At 70.6% G+C, this 26,080-nt stretch carries 7 protein-coding genes; 4 read left to right on the forward strand and 3 right to left on the reverse strand.

Annotation, left to right across the window (positions count from 1 at the left end; all coding sequences use genetic code 11):
- Window positions 1–68 precede the first annotated feature (68 nt).
- Both B9C99_RS11900 and B9C99_RS11905 read left to right on the forward strand, forming a co-directional pair.
- Window positions 69–18,860, forward strand: coding sequence for a non-ribosomal peptide synthetase (locus B9C99_RS11900; RefSeq protein ID WP_253250053.1), 18,792 nt, complete (start codon window positions 69–71; stop codon window positions 18,858–18,860).
- Window positions 18,860–20,614: a polysaccharide biosynthesis tyrosine autokinase gene (locus B9C99_RS11905; RefSeq protein ID WP_088897995.1), complete on the forward strand. Its 1,755-nt coding sequence runs from the start codon at window positions 18,860–18,862 to the stop codon at window positions 20,612–20,614. The genes B9C99_RS11900 and B9C99_RS11905 overlap by 1 nt, the downstream gene beginning before the upstream one ends.
- Here the strand turns inward: B9C99_RS11905 and B9C99_RS11910 are convergent.
- Window positions 20,585–21,100, reverse strand: a complete 516-nt coding sequence (locus B9C99_RS11910; RefSeq protein ID WP_026061853.1) for a low molecular weight phosphatase family protein — start codon at window positions 21,098–21,100, stop codon at window positions 20,585–20,587. The two genes, B9C99_RS11905 and B9C99_RS11910, sit on opposite strands and share 30 nt — an antisense overlap.
- Window positions 21,101–21,377: 277 nt before the next feature.
- On the opposite strand from B9C99_RS11910, the gene B9C99_RS11915 reads away from it, so the two are divergent.
- A complete protein-coding gene (locus tag B9C99_RS11915; RefSeq protein ID WP_172414932.1) occupies window positions 21,378–22,700 on the forward strand; it encodes an Hsp70 family protein in 1,323 nt (440 codons plus the stop codon).
- Window position 22,701: 1 nt separating this feature from the next.
- Here B9C99_RS11915 and B9C99_RS11920 read toward each other — a convergent pair whose 3' ends face one another.
- Complete coding sequence (locus B9C99_RS11920; protein ID WP_088897974.1) at window positions 22,702–23,985, reverse strand: YibE/F family protein; 1,284 nt, start codon at window positions 23,983–23,985, stop codon at window positions 22,702–22,704.
- Between the two features lie 326 nt (window positions 23,986–24,311).
- Window positions 24,312–25,568: a pyridoxal phosphate-dependent aminotransferase gene (locus B9C99_RS11925; RefSeq protein ID WP_026061855.1), complete on the reverse strand. Its 1,257-nt coding sequence runs from the start codon at window positions 25,566–25,568 to the stop codon at window positions 24,312–24,314.
- Window positions 25,569–25,734: 166 nt separating this feature from the next.
- Here B9C99_RS11925 and B9C99_RS11930 point away from each other — a divergent pair, with 166 nt between their 5' ends.
- The gene (locus tag B9C99_RS11930) at window positions 25,735–25,938 is read left to right on the forward strand and encodes a cold-shock protein (RefSeq protein ID WP_016695928.1); all 204 of its coding nucleotides are present in this window, start codon (window positions 25,735–25,737) and stop codon (window positions 25,936–25,938) included.
- Window positions 25,939–26,080: the final 142 nt, after the last annotated feature.

Here is a 26,080-nt window from a genome sequence, read left to right on the forward strand (position 1 = left end):
CGATCGCATGACAGGGGAGGGTTCTGCACTTCCCGTGTCCTGAATTGTGTCGGGAGGACGAGGGGAGCGTGGTGCATCTACTTCCGCTGTCCCCGAGTCAGCGGGGCCTGTGGTTCGCGCAGCAACTGAATCCCGACATACCGTTCACCACGGCGCAATACGTGGAGTTCCGTGGCGAGCTCGACGCGGACCTGGTTCGGGACGCCTGCAATCAGGCTGCGCGCGAGGTCGAGTCGGGCACTCTCGTGCTCGTCGAACAGGACGGCAAGCCGTTTCAGAAGGTCGTCCCCGATATCGAGGACGCGCCGCGTTATCTGGACCTGCGGTCCGAGAAGGACCCGGAAGCTGCAGCTCATCGCTGGATGACCGAGCAGTACACGAAGCCCCTCGACCTGCTGAGCGACCGGCTCATCGCCACCACGGTGCTGCGCATCGCGGACGACCGCTATTTCCTGTCGAGCTACGTCCATCACATCGCGCTCGACGGTCAGGGCGCGGTCAACATGCTCAACCGCGCCGCCGAGTTGTATTCAGCGTGGGTCTCGGGCTCCGACGCGCCGCCGCTCAAGGCGATGCCGATTGCCGACATTCTCGATGTCGAGGCCGCCTATGTGGGCTCGAAGCGTCAGGACACCGACCGCCAGCACTGGCTCGAGCGCCTCGCCGACCTGCCCGAATCCGTGTCGTTCGTCGACCACGAAGCGCCTCTCGGGGTGCCGGCGCGGCGGGCGAACTCCGAACTCGACGCCGACACAGCTGCTGCGGTGTCGGCGCTCGCCCACGACGCGAACTCCACCGACGTGCCGATCGTCCTCGCTGCGTTCGGCGCGTTCCTCGCCCGGACGACGGGCGTGGTCGACGTCGTGCTCAGCCTGCCCGTCTCCGCCCGCACCACCGCCGCCCTGCGTCGCTCCGCAGGTGTTCTCGCCAACGTCGTGCCGTTGCGCCTGTGCGTGGATCCGGCAACCACACCCGTCGAGCTCATCCGCGACGTGCAGGTGGAACTGAGCAGCACCCTGCGTCACCAGCGGTACCGGTACGAAGACATGCTTGCGGATCTGCGCAGCCTCGGCCGCTCCCGCGACGAGGCGGCGAGCCCGTTCGGCCCCACCGTCAATCTGATGATGTTCCATCCCGAGATCGCGTTCGGTGACGTGACGGGGGAGTACCACCACCAGTCCAGCGGTCCGATCGACGATCTCGCCGTCAACGTCTACCCGGGCGTCGCCGGCCGCACGATGCGCGTCGACTTCGAGGCCAACCCCAATCTCTACAGCGACGAGCACCTCTCATCGCTGCACAGCCGTTTCCGCGGATTCCTGAAGGAGTTCGTGCAGAACGCGGGCGTCGCGGTGGGCGATCTCGCCCTCGCCGACCCGGCCGAACTCGACGGCCTGGCTCCCGCGCGCGGACGCACCGCGCCCGAGCCCGAACTGCTGCCCGACGCCCTCACCCGCCACGCCGCGAGCGACACCGTCGCCGTCGTGGACGGATACGACAGCATCACCTACCGCGAACTCGACGCTCGCTCCGACACACTCGCTCATGCGCTGGTCGCGGCCGGTGCCGGACCCGAAGAGCGCGTTGCGGTGCTGCTGCCCCGTTCGATCGATTCGGTGGTCGCACTGTGGGCCGTCGCCAAGACCGGCGCCGCCTACACCCCGCTCGACCCCGAACTTCCCGCCCGTCGCCTCGAGCAGGTGCTGCGCGACGTGCGGATCGCCGTCGCCCACGATCACCCGGCGCTGCCCGAGCACGTCACCCGCATCGCGCCGCTCACCGACGGTTCCGGCGAGACCTTCACCGCCGACCATCGTCTGCGGCCGCTGCACGTCGACAACACGGCGTGGGTCATCCACACGTCCGGTTCCACCGGCACCCCGAAGGCCGTCGCGGTGGGCCATCGCGGTGTGTCGGCGCTCGTGTCGACGCTGCGCGATCGCTACCGCGCCGACGAGACGTCGCGCGTGCTGCACCTCGCGTCGCCGTCATTCGACGCATCGCTGCAGGAACTGCTCCTCGCCTTCGACGCCGGCGCCACCCTGGTGATCTGCCCGCCCGACGCCGTCGGCGGACCGGCGCTGACAACCCTGCTGCGCAGCGAAGCCGTCACCCATGCGATCACCGCACCGGCGATCCTCGCCGTCACCCCCGACGACGGCCTGCCTGACCTGCAGGTTCTCGACGCCGGTGGCGAAGCACTGCCGCAGGCCGTGGCCGATCGCTGGTCCACCGGCCGCACCATGCTCAACGCCTACGGACCCACCGAGACCACGATTCTCGCGACGCTCAGCGACCCGCTGCAGCCCGGCGCGGGCGTTCCGATCGGCCGGCCGATCGACGGCACCACCGCCGTCGTCCTCGACGCCCGCCTGCATCCGGTGCCCGCCGGCGTGATCGGCGAGCTGTATCTCGGGGGCCCGGGCGTCGCGCGCGGCTACCTCGGCGCACCGGCTCTCACCGCCGAACGCTTCGTCGCCTCACCGTTCGGTGGGCGCATGTACCGCACGGGCGACCGCGCCCGCTGGACCACCGACGGTCACCTCGAATTCCTCGGCCGCGCCGACCAGCAGGTGAAGATTCGCGGCTACCGCATCGAACTCGGCGAGATCGAAGCCGCGCTCGTCTCCTTCGACGAGGTGCAGGCCGCGACCGTGACCGTCCACGGCGAGCACATCGCCGCCTACGTCGTGGGCGACGTCGACCCCGCCGATCTCACCGTCCGCCTCGCCGACGAGCTGCCCACCTATCTGCGTCCGTCGTCGATCACCGTGCTCGAGGCGTTGCCGCTCACTCCGGGTGGCAAGGTCGATCGGCGCGCGCTGCCCGCACCCGAGCGTGCCGTGGCCGTCGGATCGCGGCCGCCCAACGGCCCGACCGAGAAAATCGTCGCCGAGTTGTTCGCCGAACTCACCGGCATCGACGACATCGGAGCCGACGACGACTTCTTCGCGCTCGGCGGTCACTCGCTCGGTGCCGCGCAACTCGCTGCCCGTCTCGGTGCCGCGCTGGGCCGCGACGTGCAGCTGCGCGACGTGTTCGCCCACCCGACCGTCGCCCGACTGGCGGCCGCCGCGGCGAAACGACCCGAATCGGAATCGCGACCCGTCGCCACCCCCGACACCGGACCGTCGCCGCTCGCTCCCGCGCAGCGCCGACTGTTCCTGCTCGCCCGCGCACACGGCGACCCGGCCGCCTACCACCTGCCGTTCGCGCTGCACCTCGACGGCGCCCTCGACCTGCCGGCTCTGCAGGCCGCGGTGGTGGACGTCCTCGACCGGCACGAAACCCTCCGCACGCTGTTCCGCCTCGAACTCGACGGCCCGGTGCAGGACGTACTGCCGCTCGAGCGTGCCGTCGCCGGTCTCGCACTCGAACCCGAAACGGTCGAGGGCGACGTCGAAGCGCTCATCACCGAGTGGGCGGCCGAACCGTTCGATCTCACCGCGCAGATCCCGTTCCGCATCCGCCTGCTGCGACTCGCCGACGACAAGCACGTGCTCGCCGTCGTCGCCCACCACATCGCGCTCGACGGTGCGTCGTTCGTGCCGCTCACCGCCGACGTCGCCACCGCCTACCTCGCCCGCACGACCGGGGAGGTGCCCTCGTGGGCGCCGCTGCCGCTGCACTACCGGCACTACGCGCAATGGCACCTCGATCGCCTCGGCGATCCGGCGGCGCCCGACACCCGCGCGGGTCGCGAGATCGACTACTGGACACGCACACTCGACGGCCTCGCCGACGCGGCACCGCTGCCCACCGACCGTCCCCGCAACGGTGGCTTCGGTCCCGCTGCGGCCGTGGACTTCACGGTGCCGGCCGAGCAGGTCGCGGCACTGCGGTCCGTCACCGCCGCGCACGACGCCACCACCTTCATGGCCGTGCACGCCGCCGTCGCGGTGTGGCTCGCCGCCTGGACCTCCGGGCACGACATCGCCATCGGCACCGGAACGGCCGGTCGCGACCACCCCGACCTCGACGCACTCGTCGGCATGTTCGTCGGCACCGTCACGCTGCGAACGAATGTCGACCCGGCACAGCCGTTCACGTCGCTGCTCGCGCAGGCCCGCGACACCGACCTCGACGCCTTCGCGCACGCCACCGTGCCGTTCGACTACGTCGTCGACGCCCTCGGTTTCTCGCCCTTCCACGTGATGCTCGCCTACGACAACGTGGACGTGCCCGATCTCGAACTGCCCGGCCTCACCGTGCGACCGCAGGAGATCGCCTCGTCGCAGGCACGATTCGACCTCGAGATCTCTCTGCGCGAACTGCGCGACGGATCGCTCACCGGCCGCCTCGTCTACGACACGAAACTGTTCGACGACGGCACCATCGCCCGATGGGTGACCCGCCTGAGCGGAGTGCTCGAGCAGGTCGCGCAGCATCCGTCGCTGCCCGTCGGCGACCTCGACCTCGGCACCCTCTCCGTCGAGCCGGCCGAACCCGGCCCGGAGGCAACCTTCGCCGAGATCATCGACCGCTCGCCGACCTGCGTGACCGAACCCGGTGGACAAGCCGCCGAGATCCGCACGGCGGCACGGCCCCTCGCGTGGACGCTGATCGAGCGGGGCATCGGGACGGAAGACCGCGTGGCCGTCGTGCTCCCGCGGTCGACGCGCTCGGTGCTCGCAGCCGCAGCCGTCGCGCTGAGTGGCGCGGCCTTCGTGCCCGTCGACCCCAACCAGCCCGCCGCGCGCATCGCCCAGCTGCTCGGCGCATCCGGCGCGCGGTACGCGATCGTCGACGGCGACGTCGCGCTGCCCGACGGGATCGAACCGATCGCGTTCACCGTCGAGGGCGACACCCGCCCGATCACCGACGCCGATCGCGTGCGGCCGCTACATGTCGACAACACCGCCTACGTCGTCTACACCTCCGGCTCCACCGGCCGGCCCAAGGGCGTGGTGGTCTCGCACCGCGGACTCGGCCCGCTCGCACAGTCGTTCGTCGAACGCTTCGACCTGCCCACCATCTCGGACACCGCAACCGACGCACGGGTGCTGCACTTCGCAACCCCCGCCTTCGACGGTGCGGTGCTCGAATACGTCCTGGCGCTCACCTCCGGCGGCACGCTGGTGGTCGCACCCGCCGACCTGTTCGGTGGCGACGAACTCGTAGAACTGCTTCGCACCGAAGGCATCACCCACTGGTTCTCGACGCCCTCGGTGCCCACCCAACTCGACCCCACCGGACTCGACGCCCTGCGCACCATCGCGATCGGCGGCGAGGCATGGCCCGTCGAGACCGCCGAACGCTGGGCACCCGGCCGCACCCTGCTCAACGTCTACGGACCCACCGAGACGACGGTGCTTGCCACGTCGAGCGAACCCTTCGCACCCGGCGACCGGCTCACCATCGGCACCGGCCTCGTCGGCGTCACCGCGGTGGTGCTCAGCGAACGCCTGCGGCCCGTGCCCGAGGGTGTGACCGGCGAGCTGTATCTCGGGGGACAGGGCGTCGCCCGCGGATATCTCGACGCACCCGCGCTCACCGCCGACCGGTTCGTCGCCAACCCGTTCGACACCGGACGCCTCTACCGCACAGGCGATCTCGTCCGCTGGACGGGACACGACGACGACCGCGCTCTCGAATTCGTCGGCCGCAGCGACCATCAGGTCAAGATCCGCGGCTTCCGCATCGAACTCGGCGAGATCGACGCGACCCTGCAGGCCCACCCGGGCATCGGCACCGCCGTGACCGTGGTGCGCGGCGACACCCTCGCCACCTACGTGCACAGCCGCAACGGCCGCCTCGACCCGCACGAGATCCGCGAATGGGCCGCCGAGCGTCTGCCCCGGCACATGGTGCCCGCGACCGTCACCGTGCTCGACGCGTTCCCGCTCACCAGCACCGGCAAGATCGACCGCGCCGCGCTGCCCGAACCGGAGGTCACCGCGACCCGCACCGACGGATATCGCAGCGCCACCGAAGAACTCGTCGCCGGTGTCGTCGCCGACCTGCTCGACCTGCCGAGCGTCGCCGGATCCGACGACTTCTTCGCCGTCGGCGGCAACTCGCTGCTCGCGACCCAGCTCGCCGCGCGTCTGCGGGGAGTCGCGGGTCGCCGGGTGGGTGTGCGCGACATCTTCGAGCACCCCACCGTCGCCGAACTCGCGAACCTGCTCGCCGAGGAACCCACCGGCGAGCATCTGCCGCTCGTGCACGTCGATGACGACAGCGACGCGCCGCTCGCACCGGCGCAGCAGCGCATGTGGCTGCTCAATCGGTTCGACGTGGCCGACGGCATCGACGGCGGCGACCACATCGCCTTCGCGCTCGACCTCGACGCCGACACGGATCTCGACGCCGTGCGCACGGCCGCCGCCACCGTGCTGGCCCGCCACGAGTCGCTGCGCACGGTTTTCCCCGACAGCCCGTCCGGCCCGCGCCAGCGCGTGCTGCCGTCGGTGACGCTCGACCTCGAACCCGTCGACGCCGGCACCGACCTCGATGCGGAGCTGACCGAATTCGCTCGCGCGCGTTTCGATCTCACCGTCGACCCACCGACCCGCACCCGGCTGTACCGGACGGACTCCGGCTACGTGCTCGCCGTGGTGATCGACCACATCGCTGCCGACGGCCTGTCGCTGCTGCCGCTCGGCCGTGACGCCGTCGCCGCCTACCGTGCCCATCGCGACGGGGAGTCGTTGGACCTGCCGGCACTGGCGGTCACCTACCGCGACTATGCGCGCTGGCACCGGGCCGTGCTCGGCGACGAGAACGATCCCGACAGCCTCGCGGCCCGGCAGCTCGCCTTCTGGAAGCAGACCCTCGACGACGCGTCGCCGCTGCTCGCGTTGCCCACCGACCGTCCCCGCACCGCGGCGACCGCCGGTACCGCGGGTCGCGCGAGTTTCACGATCCCCGCCGAACTGCACGCCGCGATCGACAAGCTCGCCCGCGCCCACGACGTCACGCCGTTCATGGTGATGCACGCGGCCTTCGCGACGCTGCTGTCGGCGCTCGCTGCCACCGACGACGTCACGATCGGCACGCCGGTCTCCGGACGCAGCGACGCCGCGGTCGACGATGTGGTGGGCATGTTCGTCGGCACCGTGCCGCTGCGGTTGCGGGTGCATCCGCGCCGCACCTTCGCCGATCTGCTCGCCGACACCCGCCGCGCCGATCTCGACGCCTTCGCCCACGCCGACGTGCCGTTCGATCGCATCGTCGACGCGGTGGGTGCCGGCACCGACGCGCACCACCCGTTGTTCCAGGTCATCCTGGCGTACGAGTCGTTCTCGCTCGACGAGTTCACGTTGCCCGGCAGCTCCAGGACGATCCGCGAGATCCCGGTGGGCACGGCCCGCGTCGACCTCGAACTGACCGTCCGCGAACGCCGTTCCGAGACCGGTGTGCCCGCCGGTTTGGAGACGATCCTTACGTACGCGGACGAACTTGTGGATTCGCACACGATTGTGCAGTGGCAGTCGTGGTTCGTGCGTATCCTCGATGCCGTTACCGCCGACCCGGCAGTGTCGGTCGGCGGTATCGAGTTGGGCGACGCCGACCTCACCCCCGTCGGCGTCGCGCAACAACTTCCGGCAGAGTCGCTGCCCGAGCTGGTCGCGCAACGCGTGGCCGACGATCCTGCGGCCGTCGCCGTGGTGGGGGACGGGTACTCCCTCAGCTACGGCGCGCTGTGGTCGCGCTCGGGCGCGCTCGCCAAACTCCTCCGCGAACACGGCGTGACCGCCGAGGACGTCGTTGCCGTCGCACTGCCGCGCACCCCCGACCTCGTCGTCGCGATCCTCGCCGTCTCCCGCGCCGGTGGCATCTACCTGCCCGTCGACGTCACGCATCCCGCGACGCGCCTGCAGGCCCTGTTCGACGACGCGCAACCCACGCTGGTGGTCACCGACAGCGACTTCACCGATGTTCGCGTGCCGACGGTGCGACTCGACGACCCGGAGGTGGCCGGCCGCCTCGACGACGGTGCCCTGTTCGACTTCCCGCTCGTCGCGGATCTCGGCGCCTACATCGTCTACACGTCCGGTTCCACCGGAACCCCCAAGGGCGTGCAGGTGACGCACCGCAACGTGCTGTCGCTGCTCGCCGCGACCGTCGACGAATTCGGGCTGCGCGCCGACGACGTGTGGACACTGTTCCACTCGCCGGCCTTCGACTTCTCCGTGTGGGAGATGTGGGCACCGTTGGCCACCGGCGCTTCTGTCGTGGTGGTCGACCATCTCACCGTGCGCGATCCGGCGGCCTTCGTGGATGTGCTCACGAGCAACCGGGTGACCGTGCTCAATCAGACCCCCACGGCCTTCTACCAGCTCGCCGCCACCGACCACGCGCCGCTCGAGGACCTGCGGCTGCTGATCTTCGGCGGCGAAGCCCTCGACTCCGCACGCGTGCGTCCGTGGGCCGAACGTCATCCGCATGTGCGGGCGGTCAACATGTTCGGCATCACCGAGACCACCGTGCACGTGACCTTCGGCGACGCCACCGCGACCGGCATCGGAACGCCGCTGCCCGGTCTCGCCGTGGACGTGCTCGACTCGTCGCTGCGACCCGCACTGCCCGGCGCGATCGGCGAACTGTACGTGCGCGGAGACCAACTCGCGCGCGGCTACCGCGGACGCCCCGGCCAGACCGCGACGCGCTTCGTCGCCGCTCCCGGTGGCACCCGCCGCTACCGCACCGGCGACCTCGGCCGCCGCGACACCGGCGGTGCGCTGCACTATCTCGGTCGCGCCGACCAGCAGATCGAACTGCGCGGCTACCGCATCGAACCCGGCGAGATCGAAGCCGCCCTGCTGCGCAGCGAAGGCGTGCGCCAGGCCGTCGTACTGCTGCGCGACGACCGGCTCGTCGCCTATCTCGTCGGTGGCGACGCCACCGCGGCCCTACGCGACCTGCGCCGCAGCCTGCCCGACTACCTCGTGCCGTCGGCCGCCGTGGTCCTCGACACGCTGCCGCTCACCGCCAACGGCAAACTCGACCGCGCCGCACTGCCCACCCCCGACGTCACCGCCGGTGGGGGAGCGGCACCGCACGGACCGGTCGAGGAACTCGTCGCAGACGTGTGCGCCGAACTGCTCGGCATCGCCCCCGGCACCCTCGGCGCCGCCGACGACTTCTTCCACCTCGGCGGCAACTCGCTGCTCGCCACGCGCCTCGCCGGTCGCCTGTCGGATGTGCTCGACACCGACGTCACCGTGCGCGACGTCTTCGAGAACCGCACCGTCGCAGCGCTCGCCGCCTTCGCCGACGAGCACGGTGAGAATCGCTCGCGCCGTGCGTCTCTCGTCGCCGACCCCCACGCACCGGCTCCGTTGTCGGCGGCGCAGCAACGCCTGTGGTTCATCAACCGCTTCGACCCGGCGTCCCCGAGCTACAACCTGCCCTTCGCGGTGCGGCTCGACGGGAACCTCGACGTCGACGCCCTCGCCGCCGCCGTGGCCGACGTGCTCGAACGGCACCGCACACTGCGCACCGTCTACCCGGCCGCCGACGAGTACACCGTGCTGCCCACCGCGCGCCCCGACCTCGACCCGGTGGCCGTGCCGGAGGACGCCCTCGACGAGTTCGTCCGCGACTACGCCACCACCGGATTCGACCTCACCGTCGAACCCCCGGCCCGCATGCGGCTGTACCGGACGGCACCCGACCGGCACGTGCTGCTCGTCGTCCTGCACCACATCGCCGCCGACGGCTGGTCGCTCACGCCGCTGCTGCGCGACATCGCCGTCGCCTACGACGCCCGCCTCACCGGCGCGACCCCCGAGCTGCCGGAACTGCCCGTCCAGTACACCGACTACGCGCGGTGGCAGCGCAGCGTCGCCGACGAGCAGATCCCGTACTGGCTGAACGAACTCGCCGACCTGCCCGACGAGGTGACCCTGCCCGGCGACCGGCCGCGCCCCGCGCAGCCCACCGGACACGGTGCCGCCCACACTGTCTCGCTCGATGCCGACCTCGTCCGCGGACTGCACACGCTGGCCCGTGAGGGTCGCGCGACGGTGTTCATGGTGCTGCACGCCGCGCTCGCGGCCCTGCTCGCACGGCACGGTGCCGGTCGCGACATCCCCATCGGCACCGCCGTCTCCGGTCGCGGCGACCCGCAGCTCGACGACGTCGTCGGCATGTTCGCCGGCACCCTCGTGCTGCGCACCGACGTCGACCCCGACGCCACCTTCACCGACCTGCTCGCGCAGGTGCACCGGCGCGACCTCGCCGCCTACAGCAACCCGGACGCACCCTTCGAGACGCTCGTCGAGAAGCTGCAGCCCGCCCGCAGCGAAGCGCGGCACCCGCTGTTCCAGGTCGCGCTGTCGCAGGCACGACCCGTCGCCTCCACCTTCGCGCTGCCCGGCCTGAACGTCACCGCCGCGCCTGTCGACACCGAACACGTCAACGTCGACGTGCAGGTCACCGTCACCGAACAGCAGGACGGCATCGACCTCGAATTCTTCTACAGCACAGACCTGTACGACGCCGACACCGTCGCCGCCTACGCCGAGCGTCTGCGCACGATCCTGAGCGCCGCCGTTGCGGATCCGGCTGTGCGGGTCGGGGAGATCGACCTGCATGCCGACGCCGATCTGCCCGCCGTCGGCGCTACCCCGGGTGCACCCCGGTCGCTGCGGCAGTGGCTCGCGCAGGGTGCGGCCGCCGGTGGTGAGGAACTCGCGATCGTCGACGGCGACCGCGAACTGTCGTATCCCGAACTGCTCTACTATTCCGACGCTCTCGCCGCGCGCCTCCAGCTCGCCGGGGTGCGCCCGGGCGATCCGGTCGCGTGTGCCTACCCACGCTCGCTCGAGTCGGTGCTCGCCGTGTGGGGCATCATCGGCGCCGGCGCCGCACCCATGCTCGTCGACCCCACCGCCCCCACCGCGCGCCTGGCCGAGATGCTCGCCGACGTGCGCGTGGGAGTCGGTGAAGCGCCGACGCTTCCGGCGACCGTGCGGTGGCTCGAGGTGACCTCCGACGACGAGGAGCCGCTCGCCGACGTCGTCGATCCCGCACCCGACGCCCCCGCCTACTTCGTCTTCACCTCCGGCACCACCGGACACCCCAAGGCCGTCACCGTCACCCAGCGCGCCGCGAGCGCGTTCGCCGAGGACATCGGCGAATACCTCGCAGCCTTCCCGGGGGATCGCGTCCTGCACGTCGCGGCACCGTCGTTCGACGCCGCGATGCTCGAGATGCTCACCGCCGGCATCTCCGGCGCGACGCTCGTGGTGGCCGACGCCGACAGCTACGGCGGCGCTGCCCTCGGCGACCTGCTCGACAGCGCCGCGATCACCCACGCGGTGATGACGCCGTCGACGCTCGCGACCGTGCCGGTGCGCGACCTGCCGGCCCTGCGCACGCTCGTGCTCGGCGGCGACCGGCTCACCCGCGAGATCGTCGATCGCTGGGGAGACGGGCGCACCCTCGTCAACAGCTACGGCCCGGCCGAGGCCACGATGTTCGTCACCAACTCGCAGCCGCTGCGACCCGGCGACGACATCGTCATCGGCACCCCCGTCCGCGGCGTCACCGTCGAGGTCCTCGACGAGCGGCTGCGTCCCGTGCCCGCTGGCGTGGTCGGCGAACTGTACGTCTCGGGTCCGCGACTCGCGTCGGGCTATCGCGGCGCCGCCGCGCGCACCGCCTTGCGGTTCGTCGCCGGACCTGACGGACGCCGTTACCGCACCGGCGACCTCGTGCGCTGGACCCGCGCCGGTGCCCTCGAATTCGTCGGCCGCAGCGACAACCAGATCAAGCTGCGCGGTGTGCGCATCGAGCCCGGCGAGATCGATACCGCCCTCACCGCACTCGACGGCGTCGACCGCGCCGTGACGCTCGTGCGCAGCGGCCGCCTCATCTCCTATGTCACCGGCGAGAACCTCGACGGTTCCGACCTGCGAGCGCAGCTGCGCACCGTCCTGCCCGCGCACCTCGTGCCCTCCGCGATCGTGCCGCTGGCTGCGATCCCGCTCACCTCCCACGGCAAGGTCGACGCCGCCGCCCTGCCCGAACCCGCCGCCGGCGAAGGCAGCGAACCGCGCACGGAGACCGAAGCGCTCGTCGCCCGCATCATCGGCGACGTCCTCGGCGACGGCACCGCCGTGGGACGCACCGACGACTTCTTCGCCGTCGGCGGCAACTCGCTGCTCGCCACCGTCCTCGTCGGCCGCCTGCGCGACGAGACCGGCACCGACGTACCGCTGCGCACCGTCTTCGCGAACCCCACCGTCGACGCACTCGCCGCCGCCCTCGACGCCGGTGGCTTCGACACCGACGCCGGACCCGTCGCCGTGTCGCCGCGACCGGAACGGATCCCGCTCAGTCGCGCCCAGCGTCGCCTGTGGGGGCTGAGTTCCCTTGCGCCCGATGCCTACCGGCTGCGCAGCGAGGTCAACCTGAGCGGACCGCTCGACCTCGGTGCCCTGCAAGCCGCGCTCGGCGACGTCGCGCTGCGCCACGAGATCCTGCGCACCGACTACATCGTCGAGGGCGACGGCGTGTACCAGCAGGTTCACGAAGCGCCGCGCAGCGACCGGTGGCGCGTGCGACTCGAACGCACCGGCCCCGGCCAGCACGTGCTGCACCTCGACGTCGACCATTCGATCGCCGACGGCACGTCGCTGCGGCCGTTGCTGCGCGACCTCACGCTTGCCTATCTCGCGCGAGTGAACGGTGCGGCACCGCAGTGGGAACCGCTGCCGCTGCAGTACGCCGACTACGCCCTGTGGGAAGCCGAACGAGGCATCCCCGAGCGCGACCTCGAGCACTGGCGACGCGCTCTCGACGGACTCACCGTCACCGAACTGCCCGCCGACGCCACCGGAACCGACACCGGTGCGCGCAGCGTCGACTTCACCGTGCCCACCGATGTACGCGACGCGCTCGCCGACCTCGCCCGCGCCCACGGCGCCACCGAGTTCATGGTGCTGCACGCCGCGCTGTCGGTGCTGCTCGCGCGACTCGGCGGCAGCGACGACATCGCCGTCGCCGCCGTGGTGGGCGGACGCCGCTGGGCGCAGCTCGAAGACCTCGTCGGCCCGTTCCTCGACACCCTCGTCCTACGCGCCCGCGTGGCCCCCGACATGTCGTTCGCCGGACTGCTCGGTCAGGTCCGCGACTTCGACGTCGCCGCTTTCGATCACGTCGCCGTGCCCTACGAGCAGCTGCTGTCGGAGCGACAGAGCGGCGCACCGCAGGTCGCATTGGCGTTGCAGGACTTCGGCATCGACCCGATCAGCCTGGGAGAGCTCACCGTCGAGGCGCGCGAAGTCCTCGACGACACACCGAAGTTCGACCTGCAGTTCACGCTCGCCCCGCGCTCCGACGGCTACACCGGCACGCTCGTGTTCGATGCTTCCCGCTTCGCCGGCCGCACCGCCGAACTGCTCGTCAGCCGCTTCGTCGCGTTGCTCGGCAGCCTGGCGAGCGCACCCGACAGGACCATCGGTGAAGTGGTCGTCGACACCCCGGCCGCCGCCCTCGACGGCGGCGAACCGGCCCCGGCACGCACACTCGCCGAGATGTTGCGCGCCACCGCCGCCGCCCATCCCGACCGGGAAGCCCTGCGCGGCGAGGGTGAATCGCTCACCTACCGCGAACTCGACGAGCAGTCCGACGCCCTCGCCGAGGAGCTACGGGCCGACGGCGCGCGGGACGGGAAGATCGTGCGCATCGACGCACCGCGCAGCGTCGACTACATCCGCACCCTGTGGGCCATCACCAAGACCGGTGCGGCCTTCACGCATTCGCGGCAGGCGGGGGAGACGTGCCTGCCCGGAACCGCCTACGTCGTATCCACCTCAGGGTCCACCGGCACCCCGAAGCGGGTCGCGGTGACGCACCGCGGACTCGCCCCGCTCGCCGCCGAAGTGGCCGAGCGTTACCGGGTCGAGCCCGGAGACCGCGTGCTGCACGGATATTCACCCGAGTTCGACGCGGCACTGCTCGAACTGCTGCTCGCGCACACCACCGGCGCGACGCTCGTCGTCGCACCCCCGGACGTCTACGCCGGGCAGGACCTGCACCGCTACCTCGCCGAACAGCGCATCACCCATTACCTGTCCACCCCCACGGTGCTCGGCACCCTCGATCCCGAGGGACTGCCCGACCTGAAGGTCGTCGCCTCGGGTGGCGAATCGCTGTCGCCGTCGCTCGCCGAGCGCTGGGCCGACGGCCGCGTGATGCTCGACGCCTACGGGCCGACCGAGGCCACGATCGTCGCGACCCTCGTCGACATCGAACCCGGCACCCGACCGAGCATCGGCAAGCCCGTGCCCGGCACCGTCGCCCACGTGCTCGACGCGCGCCTGCGTCCCGTGCCCGCCGGAGCCGTCGGTGAGCTGTACCTCGCGGGTGAGGGCCTCGCCGCCGGATATCTCGACGACCCGGCCCGCACCGCCGAACGCTTCGTCGCCGCTCCCGGCGGTGCCCGCATGTACCGCACGGGCGATCGCGTCCACCGCCGCGTCGACGACACGCTCGGCTATCTCGGCCGCACCGACCGCCAGCTCAAGGTGCGCGGCGTGCGCATCGAACCCGGCGAACTCGAGGCGACGCTGCTGGCCCAGCCCGGCATCCGGCAGGCCGCGGTGGTCGCGGTGAGCGGCACGCTCGTCGCGTTCGCGGCCGGACCGGATCTGTCGGCCGACGACATCACCGCGCGAGTCGCGCTGGTCGTGCCGCCGCACCGCATGCCGACCCGCGTGCACGTGCTCGACCAGCTGCCGCTCACACCCAATGGCAAGCTCGACGTCGCCGCACTCGAACTGCACGACGCCGCCGCACTCGACGACGACACAGCCCTCGACCGGCCGCTCACCGACGCCGAGGATCTCGTCGTCACCGTCGCCGAGGACGTGCTCGGCGCCCGCCCGGCCGCGCACCGCGGGTTCTTCACCGCCGGCGGCGACTCGCTGTCGGCCGTCGTCTTCGCCGCGCGCCTGAGCGAGGCGTTCGGCACCGACGTGCCGGTGCGCGAGGTACTCGCCGCCCCGACCCTGGCCGCGCTCGCCGCCCGCATCGAATCCGGCGACGACCAGCGCGTCGCGCTGCGGCACTACGACGACGACACCCCGGCACCGATCGCCCCCGCGCAACGTCGCCTCGGCATCGTCGCGCGCGCCGAGACCGGCACCGCCGGCTATCTCGTGCCGGTCGTGCTGACACTGAGCGGCGACCTCGACGTCGACGCCCTCGCCGCCGCGGTGAGCGATGTCGTCGACCGCCATCGCGTGCTGCGCACCGCCTTCACCGACGACGTGCAGGTGCCCGTCGACCCGCCGGTGCTCGAACACTCCGCTCCGGAGGACGTCGCCGCGGCCGTGACCGCCACGATCACCACGCCCTTCGACATCACGACGCAGGCGCCGATGCGGATCCGGTTGTTCGACGTCGAACCCGGCCGCTGGGTGCTCGCCGCCGCCGTGCACCACATCGCGTTCGACGGAGCGTCCGTCGGTCCGCTGCTCACCGATCTCGCCGTCGCCTACGCCGCGCGTCGCGGGGGAGAGGCACCGGTCTTCGAGTCGCTGCCCGTCACCTACGGCGACTACGCGCGCTGGCAGCACGAACTGCTCGGCGACGCCACCGACCCGTCTTCGCTTGCCGCCCGCCAACTCGACTACTGGGCAACCACACTCGCGGACCTGCCCGACAGCCCACTGCCGCTGCCCACCGATCGGCCGCGCCCCGCGCAGCCGACCCACCGTGGCGCGCAGATCGTCTCCAAGCTCGACGCCGAGACCCACCGACGCCTCCGGGATGTCGCGCGCAGCCACGACGTCACCGTGTTCATGCTCGTCCACGCGGTGCTCGCCGCAATGCTCGCGCGTCGCAGCGGACGCTCCGACATCGCCGTCGGCACCGCGATCGCGGGTCGCACCGATGCGCGCCTCGACCGGCTCGTCGGCATGTTCGTCGGCACCGTCGTGCTGCGCACCGCCGTCGACCCGTCGCTGCCGTTCACCGACCTGCTGCGCGACGTGCGGGCCACCGACCTCGGCGCGCTCGCGCACGCCGACGTGCCGTTCGACGAGGTCGTCGCCCGCCTGGCACCGCGGCGCGACCCGTCGTACAGCCCGCTCTTCCAGGTGCTGCTCACGCACCGCGTCGAGGCCGGCGAGGTGCTGCCGCAGCTGCCGGACGTGCAGGTCGCCGAGACCGACGCCGGGGAACCGGCCGCGCAGTTCGACGTGGTCGTCGAACTCGTCGAGCGTGAGGCCGGACTCGACCTGCGCCTGGTTTACGCGACGGATCTGTTCGACGACACCACCGGCGACGCGATGCTCACCGATCTGGTCGCGATGCTCGCCGCCGCGCTTGCCGAACCCGACCGCGCCGTCGGTGATCTCGCCGTGCCGGTGCCTGCACCGTTGTCGGCTCCGGCCGCCGCGCCGCGCACGCTGCTCGAGATCCTGGAGACTTCCGTCGAGCAGCATCGCGGACGCATCGCGGTGCGCTCCGGCACCGTCGCGTGGACGTACGGCGGACTCGACGCCCGCGCCGACGAGATCGCCTCCGTGCTCGCCTCCCACGGCGTGCGACGCGGAGACCTCGTCGCGATCGCCGCGCCGCGCAGCGAGTACTGGCCGCTCGCCGTCTGGGCGATCACGAAACTCGGTGCGGCATGGGTGTCCGTCGACCTCACCCAGCCCGACGCACGCAGCGCCGCGATCCTCGCCGACTCCGGCGCCCGCATCGGCCTGACCGTCGGCTACCGCGAACTCGGACACGTGACGTGGCTCGATCTCACCGCCGACCGCAGCATCGACTTCGACGCCGTCGAACCCCCACGTCCCGCAGTGACATCCGACGACCTCGCCTACACGATCTACACGTCCGGCACCACGGGCACCCCGAAGGGCGTCGACGTCACCCACCGCGGACTCGCGGCGCTGCTCGACGTGCAGACCGGCCTGCTCGATCTCGGGCCGGAATCGCGCGTGCTGCAGGTCGCCTCGCACACCTTCGACGCCGCGGTCTTCGAACTGCTCTCCGCCCACGCGCACGGCGGTGCGCTCGTGATCGCGCCCGACCACACTTTCGCCGGGGAACCCTTGCAGGAGCTGATCGTCGACGAGCGCGTCACGCACCTCAACCTCACGCCCACCGTGCTCGGCACCCTCGACCCCGAGGCACTCGAGCCGACGACGATCGTCGCCGCCGGTGAGACCCTGCCCGGTGCGCTGGTGGGCCGCTGGTCGCGGCACCGGATCGTCAACGGCTACGGACCCACCGAATTCACCGTTGCTGTCTCGTATTCCGCACCGCTGACCGGCGACGAGAAACCGAGCATCGGCACGCCTGTCGCGGGAGCCACCGCCTACGTGCTCGATTCGCGCCTGCATCCCGTGCCGCGCGGCACCGTCGGCGAGCTCTACGTGACCGGCGACAGCGTCGCCCGCGGCTACCGCTACGAATCCGGACTCACCGCAACCCGATTCGTCGCGAATCCGTTCGACGACGGCGGGTCGCGGCTGTACCGCACGGGCGACCTGGTTCGGATCCTGCCGAACGGGGTACTGGACTACGTGGCCCGCATCGACGACCAGGTGAAGATCCACGGCATCCGCGTCGAACCCGCCGAGGTCGACGCTGCTCTGCTGAGCCGCCCGGGAGTCGCGGCGGCCGTGACCGTCCCGCATCCGGGACGTACCGGCGACACCGTGCTCGTCTCCTACATCCAGCCCGAGACCGGTGCCGCACCCGACGTGGCCGCGCTGCGTCGCACGCTCGTCGCCGACCTGCCGCGGCACCTGCGACCGGCGAGCATCACCGTCGTCGACGCACTGCCGCTGATGGCGTCCGGCAAGGTCGACCGCGCCGCGCTGCCCGCCCCCGACGCCGCGGTCGACGAACCGTATGTGGCGCCGCAGGGACACATCGCGCAGACCGTCGCCGCGGTGTTCGCCCGCCACCTCGAGTTGCCGGTCGACGAGATCTCCGCCGACCGAAGCTTCTTCGATCTCGGTGGCAGTTCCATCGCAGCCGTCACCGTCGCCGGTGAACTGCGCGACGCCCTCGGCGCCGACGTTCCCGTCGAATGGCTGTTCACCAGCCCGGATCTCGCGTCGCTCGCCGACCGCATCGAACATGGCCGCAGTAATGACGAGCGCGACCCGCGCAGCGACGACGAACGCGACCCGCTCGGCAGCATCGTCGAGATTGCCGGTCGCGGTGACGATAAGCCGCCGCTGTTCTGCGTGCACCCCATCAGCGGACTCGCGTGGATGTACGCCGGTTTCGCGCAGCATCTCGACGGCCGCACCCTCTACGGTCTCCAGGCAACGGGCTTCGGCGACATTCCGGACAGCATCGGCGAACTCGCCGCGCGGTATGTGGCCGAAATCCGTAAGGTGAGGGCCGATGGTCCCTACCACCTGCTGGGCTGGTCGGTGGGCGGCACCATCGCACACGAGATGGCCGTGCAACTACGCGAGCACGGAGAGCAGGTCGGTGCGGTAGTGCTGCTCGACACGCTCACGCCCGAGACTGTGCCTGCCGAGCCCCACCCGACGGCAGAGAACGTACCCGATATCGCCGGGCTGCCCGAAGAACTCGTCGCCGAGGTCCGGCGCCGCACCGACGCCGCCGCGCAGGCCGTCGAAGATGCGGTGCGCCGGCACACCCTCGGCGAATACGACGGCGACATCGACCTGGTGGTCGCCGCACCCGATCTCGACCGGCACCCAGATATCGCCGCTACCTGGCAGCGGTATGTGCGCGGTCTCGTCGTCGAACATCCGGTGCCGTTCACGCACTCGGAACTGGCCGATCCGGACGCGGTGCGTGCGATCGGCCCGGTGCTCGACAGCGTGCTCGAGCGCCACGACGACCCCCACACCGCGCCCGCCGGGTGCGCACGCAGTGTTACCGCAACGAGGGAGACGCCCTGATGGAAGTACATGATTACCTGCGAATTCTGCAGGCGAGGTGGAAGATCGTCGCCGTCACGACGGTGGTGGCGGTTCTTGCCGCTCTCGGCGCCTCCCTGCTGACCACGCCCCAGTACGAAGCCAAGACACGCCTGTTCGTGTCGACCTCGTCGGGCGCGTCGGTGCAGGAGATCTACCAGGGCAACCTGTTCTCCCAGCAGCGAGTCACCTCCTACACCGAACTGCTCGAGGGCACCACCCTCGCGCAGCGCACCCTCGACAAGCTCGGACTCGGCGAGATGTCGGCCGTCGATCTCGCCGGCAAGGTGACCGCCTCGTCGACCCCCGACACGGTGCTCATCGACACCGCCGTCACCGACGAGTCGCCCGAGCGTGCCCGCGACCTCGCCAACGCGCTGTCGGACGAGTTCGTCGTCATGGCACGCGAACTGGAGACCCCCGAGGACGGCGGCCCGCCCACGGCCCGCGTGGTGGTCGAGCAGTACGCGGCCACGCCGTCGTCGCCGGTGACGCCGAAGACCACGCGGAACGTCGCGCTGGGTCTGGCCGTCGGTCTGCTGCTCGGTATCGCCCTCGCGGTGCTGCGCGACCGCCTCGACAACACCATCAAGGACCGCAACGCCGTCGAGGATCTCGCCGGCACCGGTGTGGTGGGCGTGATCCCGCTCGACAAGGCCCGTCACGAAGAGCCGGCGATCGTCTTCGCGGAAGCCAACAGCGGCGACGCCGAGGCCTACCGCGAGATGCGAACCAACCTGCAGTTCCTCGAGGTCGACAACCCGCCGCGCGCGATCGTCGTCACCAGCTCGCTGCCCAGTGAGGGCAAGACCACCACGGCCGTCAACCTGGCTCTGGTGCTCGCCGAGGCCGGCCACTCCGTCGTGCTCGTCGAAGCCGACCTGCGCCGTCCGCGTGTGACGAAGTACCTCGGCTCGCTCGGCGACGCCGGCCTGTCGAACGTGCTCGCGCACACGGCCTCGCTTGAGGACGTGCTCCAGCCGACCCGCTTCGACGGCATGTGGGTGCTCGCGGCCGGCGGTCTGCCGCCCAACCCGTCCGAGCTGCTCGGCTCCGCGCATGCGCGGGAGGTCATCGAGGACCTGCGGTCGCGCTTCGACTACGTCATCATCGACGCGCCGCCGCTGCTGCCCGTCACCGATGCGGCGATCCTCACGAACATCGCCGACGGTGCGCTGCTCATCGCGCGCTACGGCAAGACCACCCGCGAGCAGTTCGCGCGGGCCATCGGCAACCTGCGTGCGGTCAACGCGCCCGTGCTGGGCACGATCCTGTCCATGACCCCGACCAAGGGTCGCGGCAGTGCCTACGAATACCGGTACTACTACAGCTCCGACAAGGACGGTGCCGCTCCGGCTGCCGCCCAGACGAGCACGCCGGCGACGCAGCGTGTCGGTGCACCGGCCCCGACTGCACCGGCCGCTCAGCCGGCTCCGCAGGCACAGGCTTCGCAGGCGCAGGCACCCGTCGAGGGACCGGCGCGGCCGCAGAACGGTCACCGTCATGTCGAGCCGCCGGCCACGCAGGCCTACCCGGCGCCGAGCAACGACGCCTACCACTACCGCGCTGCGGAGCAGTTCCCGCCGGCGCCGCAGCCCGCATCGGAGCGGTACGGCAGCGAGCCCTACCAGGCGCCGCAGGCGTACTCCGCAGCCGAGCCGCTGTCGCGACCCGTGGTGCACGCACCGCGGCGCCCGGTGAACGACTCAGGCTCGGAGAGCGGCGAGGAGAGGTAGCAACAGGTCGGCGATCTCGGATCCGACCGTGACGAACGTCTCCTCGTCACGGCCGATCGGGTCGACGATGTCCTCCGGCCCGGGTGCAGACATCTGCGCCCGGGCCGTCGTCAGTTCTGCGACGGTCCGCGCACCGGTGGCGTTCTGCAGCCGGGCGGCCTCGCGCAGCGTGAACGTCACCCGCATCCTGCGCGGTGCGAGCTGGATGACCTTGGCGCGGTGCCGCTCGCTCATCGTGATGATCATGTCGGAGTCCTCCGCGATCTGCGGGGTGATCCGGCGCGCGGCGAATCCGTCCGGATCGCCTCCGAGCTGCTGCAACACGAGTGCCGCGGTGGGTTCCATGCCGTAGCCGACCATCGCCCGGGTGCCGGCGCTGTGAGCCGAGAGGTCGTCGCGACCGGCCTCGGCCGCGTATGCGGTGGTCAGCCTCTCTGCGGTGGGTGATCGGCAGATGTTTCCGGTACACACATAGAGAATCCGCATTCGGCGATCCTATGGGAGACGCCTCCCAGGCGCTCAGGAGACATCGGCGGGGTGCTCGGTCCCGCCGTACGTCATCCGAACGGCCCTCGTGACCCGTCGGTAACGTTCGGTACCATCGTCGGTGATTTCGGGCGCCGGGGGAAGCTGAAGCGGCTGGCGCATCCAACGTCGAAGGCGGCTGATGAGTTCTATTCTCGGTGTAACCGTGGGGGAGAGCGCCGTTCGGGTGGTGCGGCCGGTGGATCGAACGACCCCGACGGCGGGGTTCCAGTTCCAGGTGGTCGAAACCGGCAAGGACGATCCGGCGCGGCTGGCGGCAGGCACCCTCGGGGTGCTCTTCCAGACCGGTGTCGCGGGCGATCCGATCGAGCGGGTCGGGCTGGTCTACCGCGACCAGGCCCAGGCCGAGCGCCTGCGCGCGGCGATGACCGTCGAACACATCGACCGCTACCAGCTCGTCTCCGAACCCGAGGCCGCCGTCACCTATCTGCAGGCCACCGGCGAGCTCGGTAGCAACACTGCGGTCTTCTACGACCTCGGCGACGCCGGGCTCACCGTCACCGTCGTCGACCTCGTCTCCCGCGAGGTGCTCGCCGAACGCACCGACAGCATCGGCGGCCGCGTCTTCGACAACGTGATCCGCGACCACCAGCTCGACACCAACGGTGTGTGGCGCCCCGACGACCCCGCCACCGACGACGAATTGTCGGCCCAGTGCCGCGAGGCCAAGGAGAAGCTCTCGCAGAGCGAGACCGTGGCCGTGCCGGGCGCGGCAGGAGTCGTGCTCATGTCACGCGAGACCTTCGACCCGCTCATCGCGCAGTGCGTCGAGTCGTCGGCGCAGTTCGTGCACCAGGTGATCTCCCGTGCCGGTCGCAACCCCGAGGCCGTCGTCCTGCTCGGCGGCGGCGCGCACATCCCGCTCGTGCAGGAGGTGCTGCGCTCGTGGCTCGGACTGCCGTTGGTGGTGCCGCACGAGCCCGAACTCGTCCTCGCCAAGGGCGGAGCGATGGCCGCCGCGAAACCGGCCACCTCGCAGCCCGTGAGCACCCTCACCCGCATCGTGCCGGGCCGTCCGTCGTCCACCAGTGCCGAGACCGAGCAGATCCCGGTCGTCGCGGCTGCCGCCCCCGCACCGACCGCAGCCGCCTCCGGTCCGGAGTCCGCCGACGCGAAGAAGCCGTGGTGGTCGACGCTGGCCGGTCGCGGCCCGTCGGTCAGCGGCAAGCAGATCTCCGGCGCCGGTATCGCGGGCACGGCCCTCGCGGTCGTCGCGGTCATCGGGGTGGCGCTGAGCACCGGCTTCACGGGTTCGTCGACCGACGAGGCGAGCCCCACCCAGTCGTACACCCCCACGACGACCGATGCGCCGCGGCAGAACCCCGCACCGGCGGTGGCGCCGACGCAGGTCACCACGACCACCACCACGGTCGAGCCGGAGCCCGTTCCGACGACCTATTCGCCGCGTCCGGTTCCGCCGGCCCCCGAGCCTCCGCCCGCTCCGGCCCCGACGATCCCGGGGCTGGGAGTGCCGGTGCCGACGCTGCCGCCGCTGCCGACGATCGAGCTGCCGCCGCTGCCGCAGATCCGGCTTCCCTGAGTCACGCGCGTCGCGCGTGCCGGCCACCCGTCTGCTGTCCGGGTGCGTCGGTACGCGCGAGCACGGCGGCGATCGCGGTGGTGAGCGGCACCGACAACGTGAGCGCGATGCCGCCGACGCATGCGCGGACCAGCTCGATGGCCACGGCGTCGCTGGTGATCACATCGGTGATCGAGCGTCCGGCCACCGAGAACAGCAGTAGAAGAGGCAGCGCGCCGCCCGCGTAGGCGAGGACGAGCGTGTAGACGGTGCTGGCGATGTGGTCGCGGCCCACGCGCATCGCCGCCGAGAAGATCTCCCGGCGCGACGACTCGGGATCGAGGCCGGCGAGTTCGAAGGCCGACGACGCCTGCGTGATGGTGACGTCGTTGAGCACACCGAGCGAGCCGATGATGAAGCCCGCCAGCAGCAGGCCCGAGATCGACACGTGCCCGATGTACAGCTGCACGTCGGTGTTCTGTTCCTCCGACAGACCGGTCAGGTGCGTCATGCGGATCGCGACGTAGGACAGCAGGGCCGCGACGACCATCGACGCGAGCGTGCCGAGCAGCGCCGAACTGGTTCTCAGATTCACGCCGTGCGCCAGATACAGCACCGCGTAGAGGATGAGTGCACCGCCGACGAGTGCGACCGGCACGGCGGGTTTGCCGTCCAGGAGCGCAGGGAGCATGAACACCACCAGCACGCCGAACGCGACGCCCAGGCCGATCAGGGCCCGCAGACCGCGCCAGCGGGCGATCGCGACCACCACGACGGCGAACGCCGCGACCACCAGCGCGAGCGGGAAACCGCGGGCGTAGTCGTAGAAGGAGTACTGGGTGACACCCGCCGGATCGGTCTGGCGGACGAGACGGATCTCGTCGCCGGCCTGCAGTTCGGGCTGACCCGGGCCGGGGATCACCTCGAGGAGGGTCCGCGCACCGTCGTCGGGACCGGATTCGATGGCGACGATGCTGCGTTCGCAGTCGAAGGCATTGCTCGAGGGAGGGGACGGCTCGCCGGTGAAGACACGCCCGAAGGACGCGCTGCCGCACGGTCCGGTGTTCTGTTCGACGACCGTTCCGGCCTCGGTGACGACCGCGCCGCCGCCGGTGGTCTGGAAGGGGGCGGGGATGTCCACGGAACGGCTGCTCGGCCACAGCAGTGCGGTGCCGAAGAGCACCAGGAGACCGATCGCGGCCAGCAGTCCGACGACGATCTTCGCGGCGATGGGTCCGAGTGGTATGGGACTTTCGGCCTGGCCGTGACCGTGTCCGTGGCCGAAGTGGCCGTGTCCGTGATTCACCCGGACAGGCTAGCCAAGAGGCGGGGAGATTTGGGCTGGTGGTGGCGGGGAGCAGGGGGGGTGTCCCCGCCACCGTCACCTGATCTCGCACAGGGGGGATGGCGATCGATCAGGGAGCCCGGCACAGTGCGTAGTGCTTAGTGCCATAAGACAAATTACTGGTTCCGACCCCGGCTTGGGGAGGGGTTGACATGTGTCGATGGTCACGAACCCGACAAACTGTCCGTTCGGGTAGGTCGGGCGTGCCCCTAAACAGGGACTTTGGTCCCGAAAGGCCCAAGATAACTGTTCGGCAACAATTACTTCCCGGAGGTCGGAGCCGTCCCCTATTGCTTGTAGGAGGACAGGAAGTTGCCGATCCGCTCGATCGCCACCGCCAGATCGCGTGCCCACGGCAGCGTGACGATGCGCAGATGGTCGTGGTTCGGCCAGTTGAAGCCCGTGCCCTGGGTGACGAGGATGCGCTCCTGCAACAGCAGATCCTGCACGAGCTTCTCGTCGTCGTGGATGTCGTAGACCTCCGGATCCAGACGCGGGAAGGCGTAGAGCGCACCGCGCGGCTTCACGCAGCTCACGCCCGGGATGGCGTTGAGCCGCTCCCACGCGACGTCGCGCTGTTCGAGCAGGCGCCCGCCGGGCAGCACGAGGTCCTCGATGCTCTGGTAGCCGCCGAGCGCCACCTGGATGGCGTGCTGGGCCGGCACGTTGGGGCACAACCGGGTCGAGGCGAGCAGATCCACGCCCTCGAGGAAGCCTGCCGCGTGATCCTTCGGGCCGGTGATGACCATCCAGCCCGACCGGTAGCCGGCGACGCGGTACGCCTTCGACAGGCCGTTGTAGGTCAGGCAGAGCAGGTCGGGGGCCAGCGAGGCCAGGGAGACGTGCTTGGTGTCGTCGTAGAGGATCTTGTCGTAGATCTCGTCGGCGAGCAGCAGCAACTGGTGCTTGCGTGCGAGGCGCACGATCCCCTCGAGCACCTCCTGCGAGTACACGGCGCCCGTCGGGTTGTTCGGGTTGATCACCACGATCGCCTTGGTGCGCTCGGTGATCCGGGACTCGATGTCGTCGAGGTCCGGGTTCCAGTCGTTGGTCTCGTCGCACAGGTAGTGCACGGGGGTGCCACCGGCGAGCGAGGTCATCGCCGTCCACAACGGGTAGTCGGGTGCCGGGATGAGCACCTCGTCGCCGTCGTCGAGCAGGGCCTGCATCGTGATGGTGATGAGTTCGGAGACGCCGTTGCCCAGGTAGACGTCGTTGATGTCGAACTTGGGGAAGCGCGGCACGAGCTCGTAGCGCGTGACGATCGCGCGACGGGCGGAGGCGATGCCCTTTGACTCCGAGTAGCCCTGCGCGTGGGGCAGCGCCGCGATCATGTCCTGCACGATCGTGTCGGGTGCTTCGAACCCGAACGGCGCCGGGTTGCCGATGTTGAGCTTGAGGATGCGATGCCCCTCGGCCTCGAGCCGCGCGGCGTGGGCGTGCACCGGCCCGCGGATCTCGTAGAGCACGTTCTGGAGCTTCGACGACTGCTCGAGCCGACGGCTGATGTGATGGTGAAGTTGGCCTTGCTCCTCGGTAGTCACGGGTTACATGGTGCCACCGTGCTGCAACACGATTTCATCCGCGTTTTGTAGGTCGTGGTAACGACTCGGGAAACAAGACGCGACGAATGTCCGGATCAGTGCGATGATCGAGGTCCATCTAGGCCCCACGTCGGGGTGACGTGGGGGAATGCAAGGAGCAAGTGGTATGGCGCAGGGCACTGTCAAGTGGTTCAACGCGGAAAAGGGCTTCGGCTTCATCGAGCAGGATGGTGGGGGAGCAGACGTTTTCGTCCATTACTCCGAAATCCAGGGTTCGGGCTTCAAGACCCTGGACGAGGGAGCACGAGTCGAGTTCGAGATCGGCCAGGGGCAGAAGGGCCCGCAGGCTCAGGGCGTGCGCACCATCTAGGTCGCACCCTTTCGAGAATTCCGCGTTCGACGGCGTCGCACCTTCGGGTGCGGCGCCGTCATCGTGTGCTCTCCACCACAAACAGTGCGCAAGGTCCTACCGGTCGGTAAGTACTGCTTGTAAGGTGTGTCCGAGTCGTGGG

Origin of the sequence: Rhodococcus sp. BUPNP1 (assembly GCF_002215235.1) — a bacterium.
GTDB lineage: Bacteria > Actinomycetota > Actinomycetes > Mycobacteriales > Mycobacteriaceae > Rhodococcus.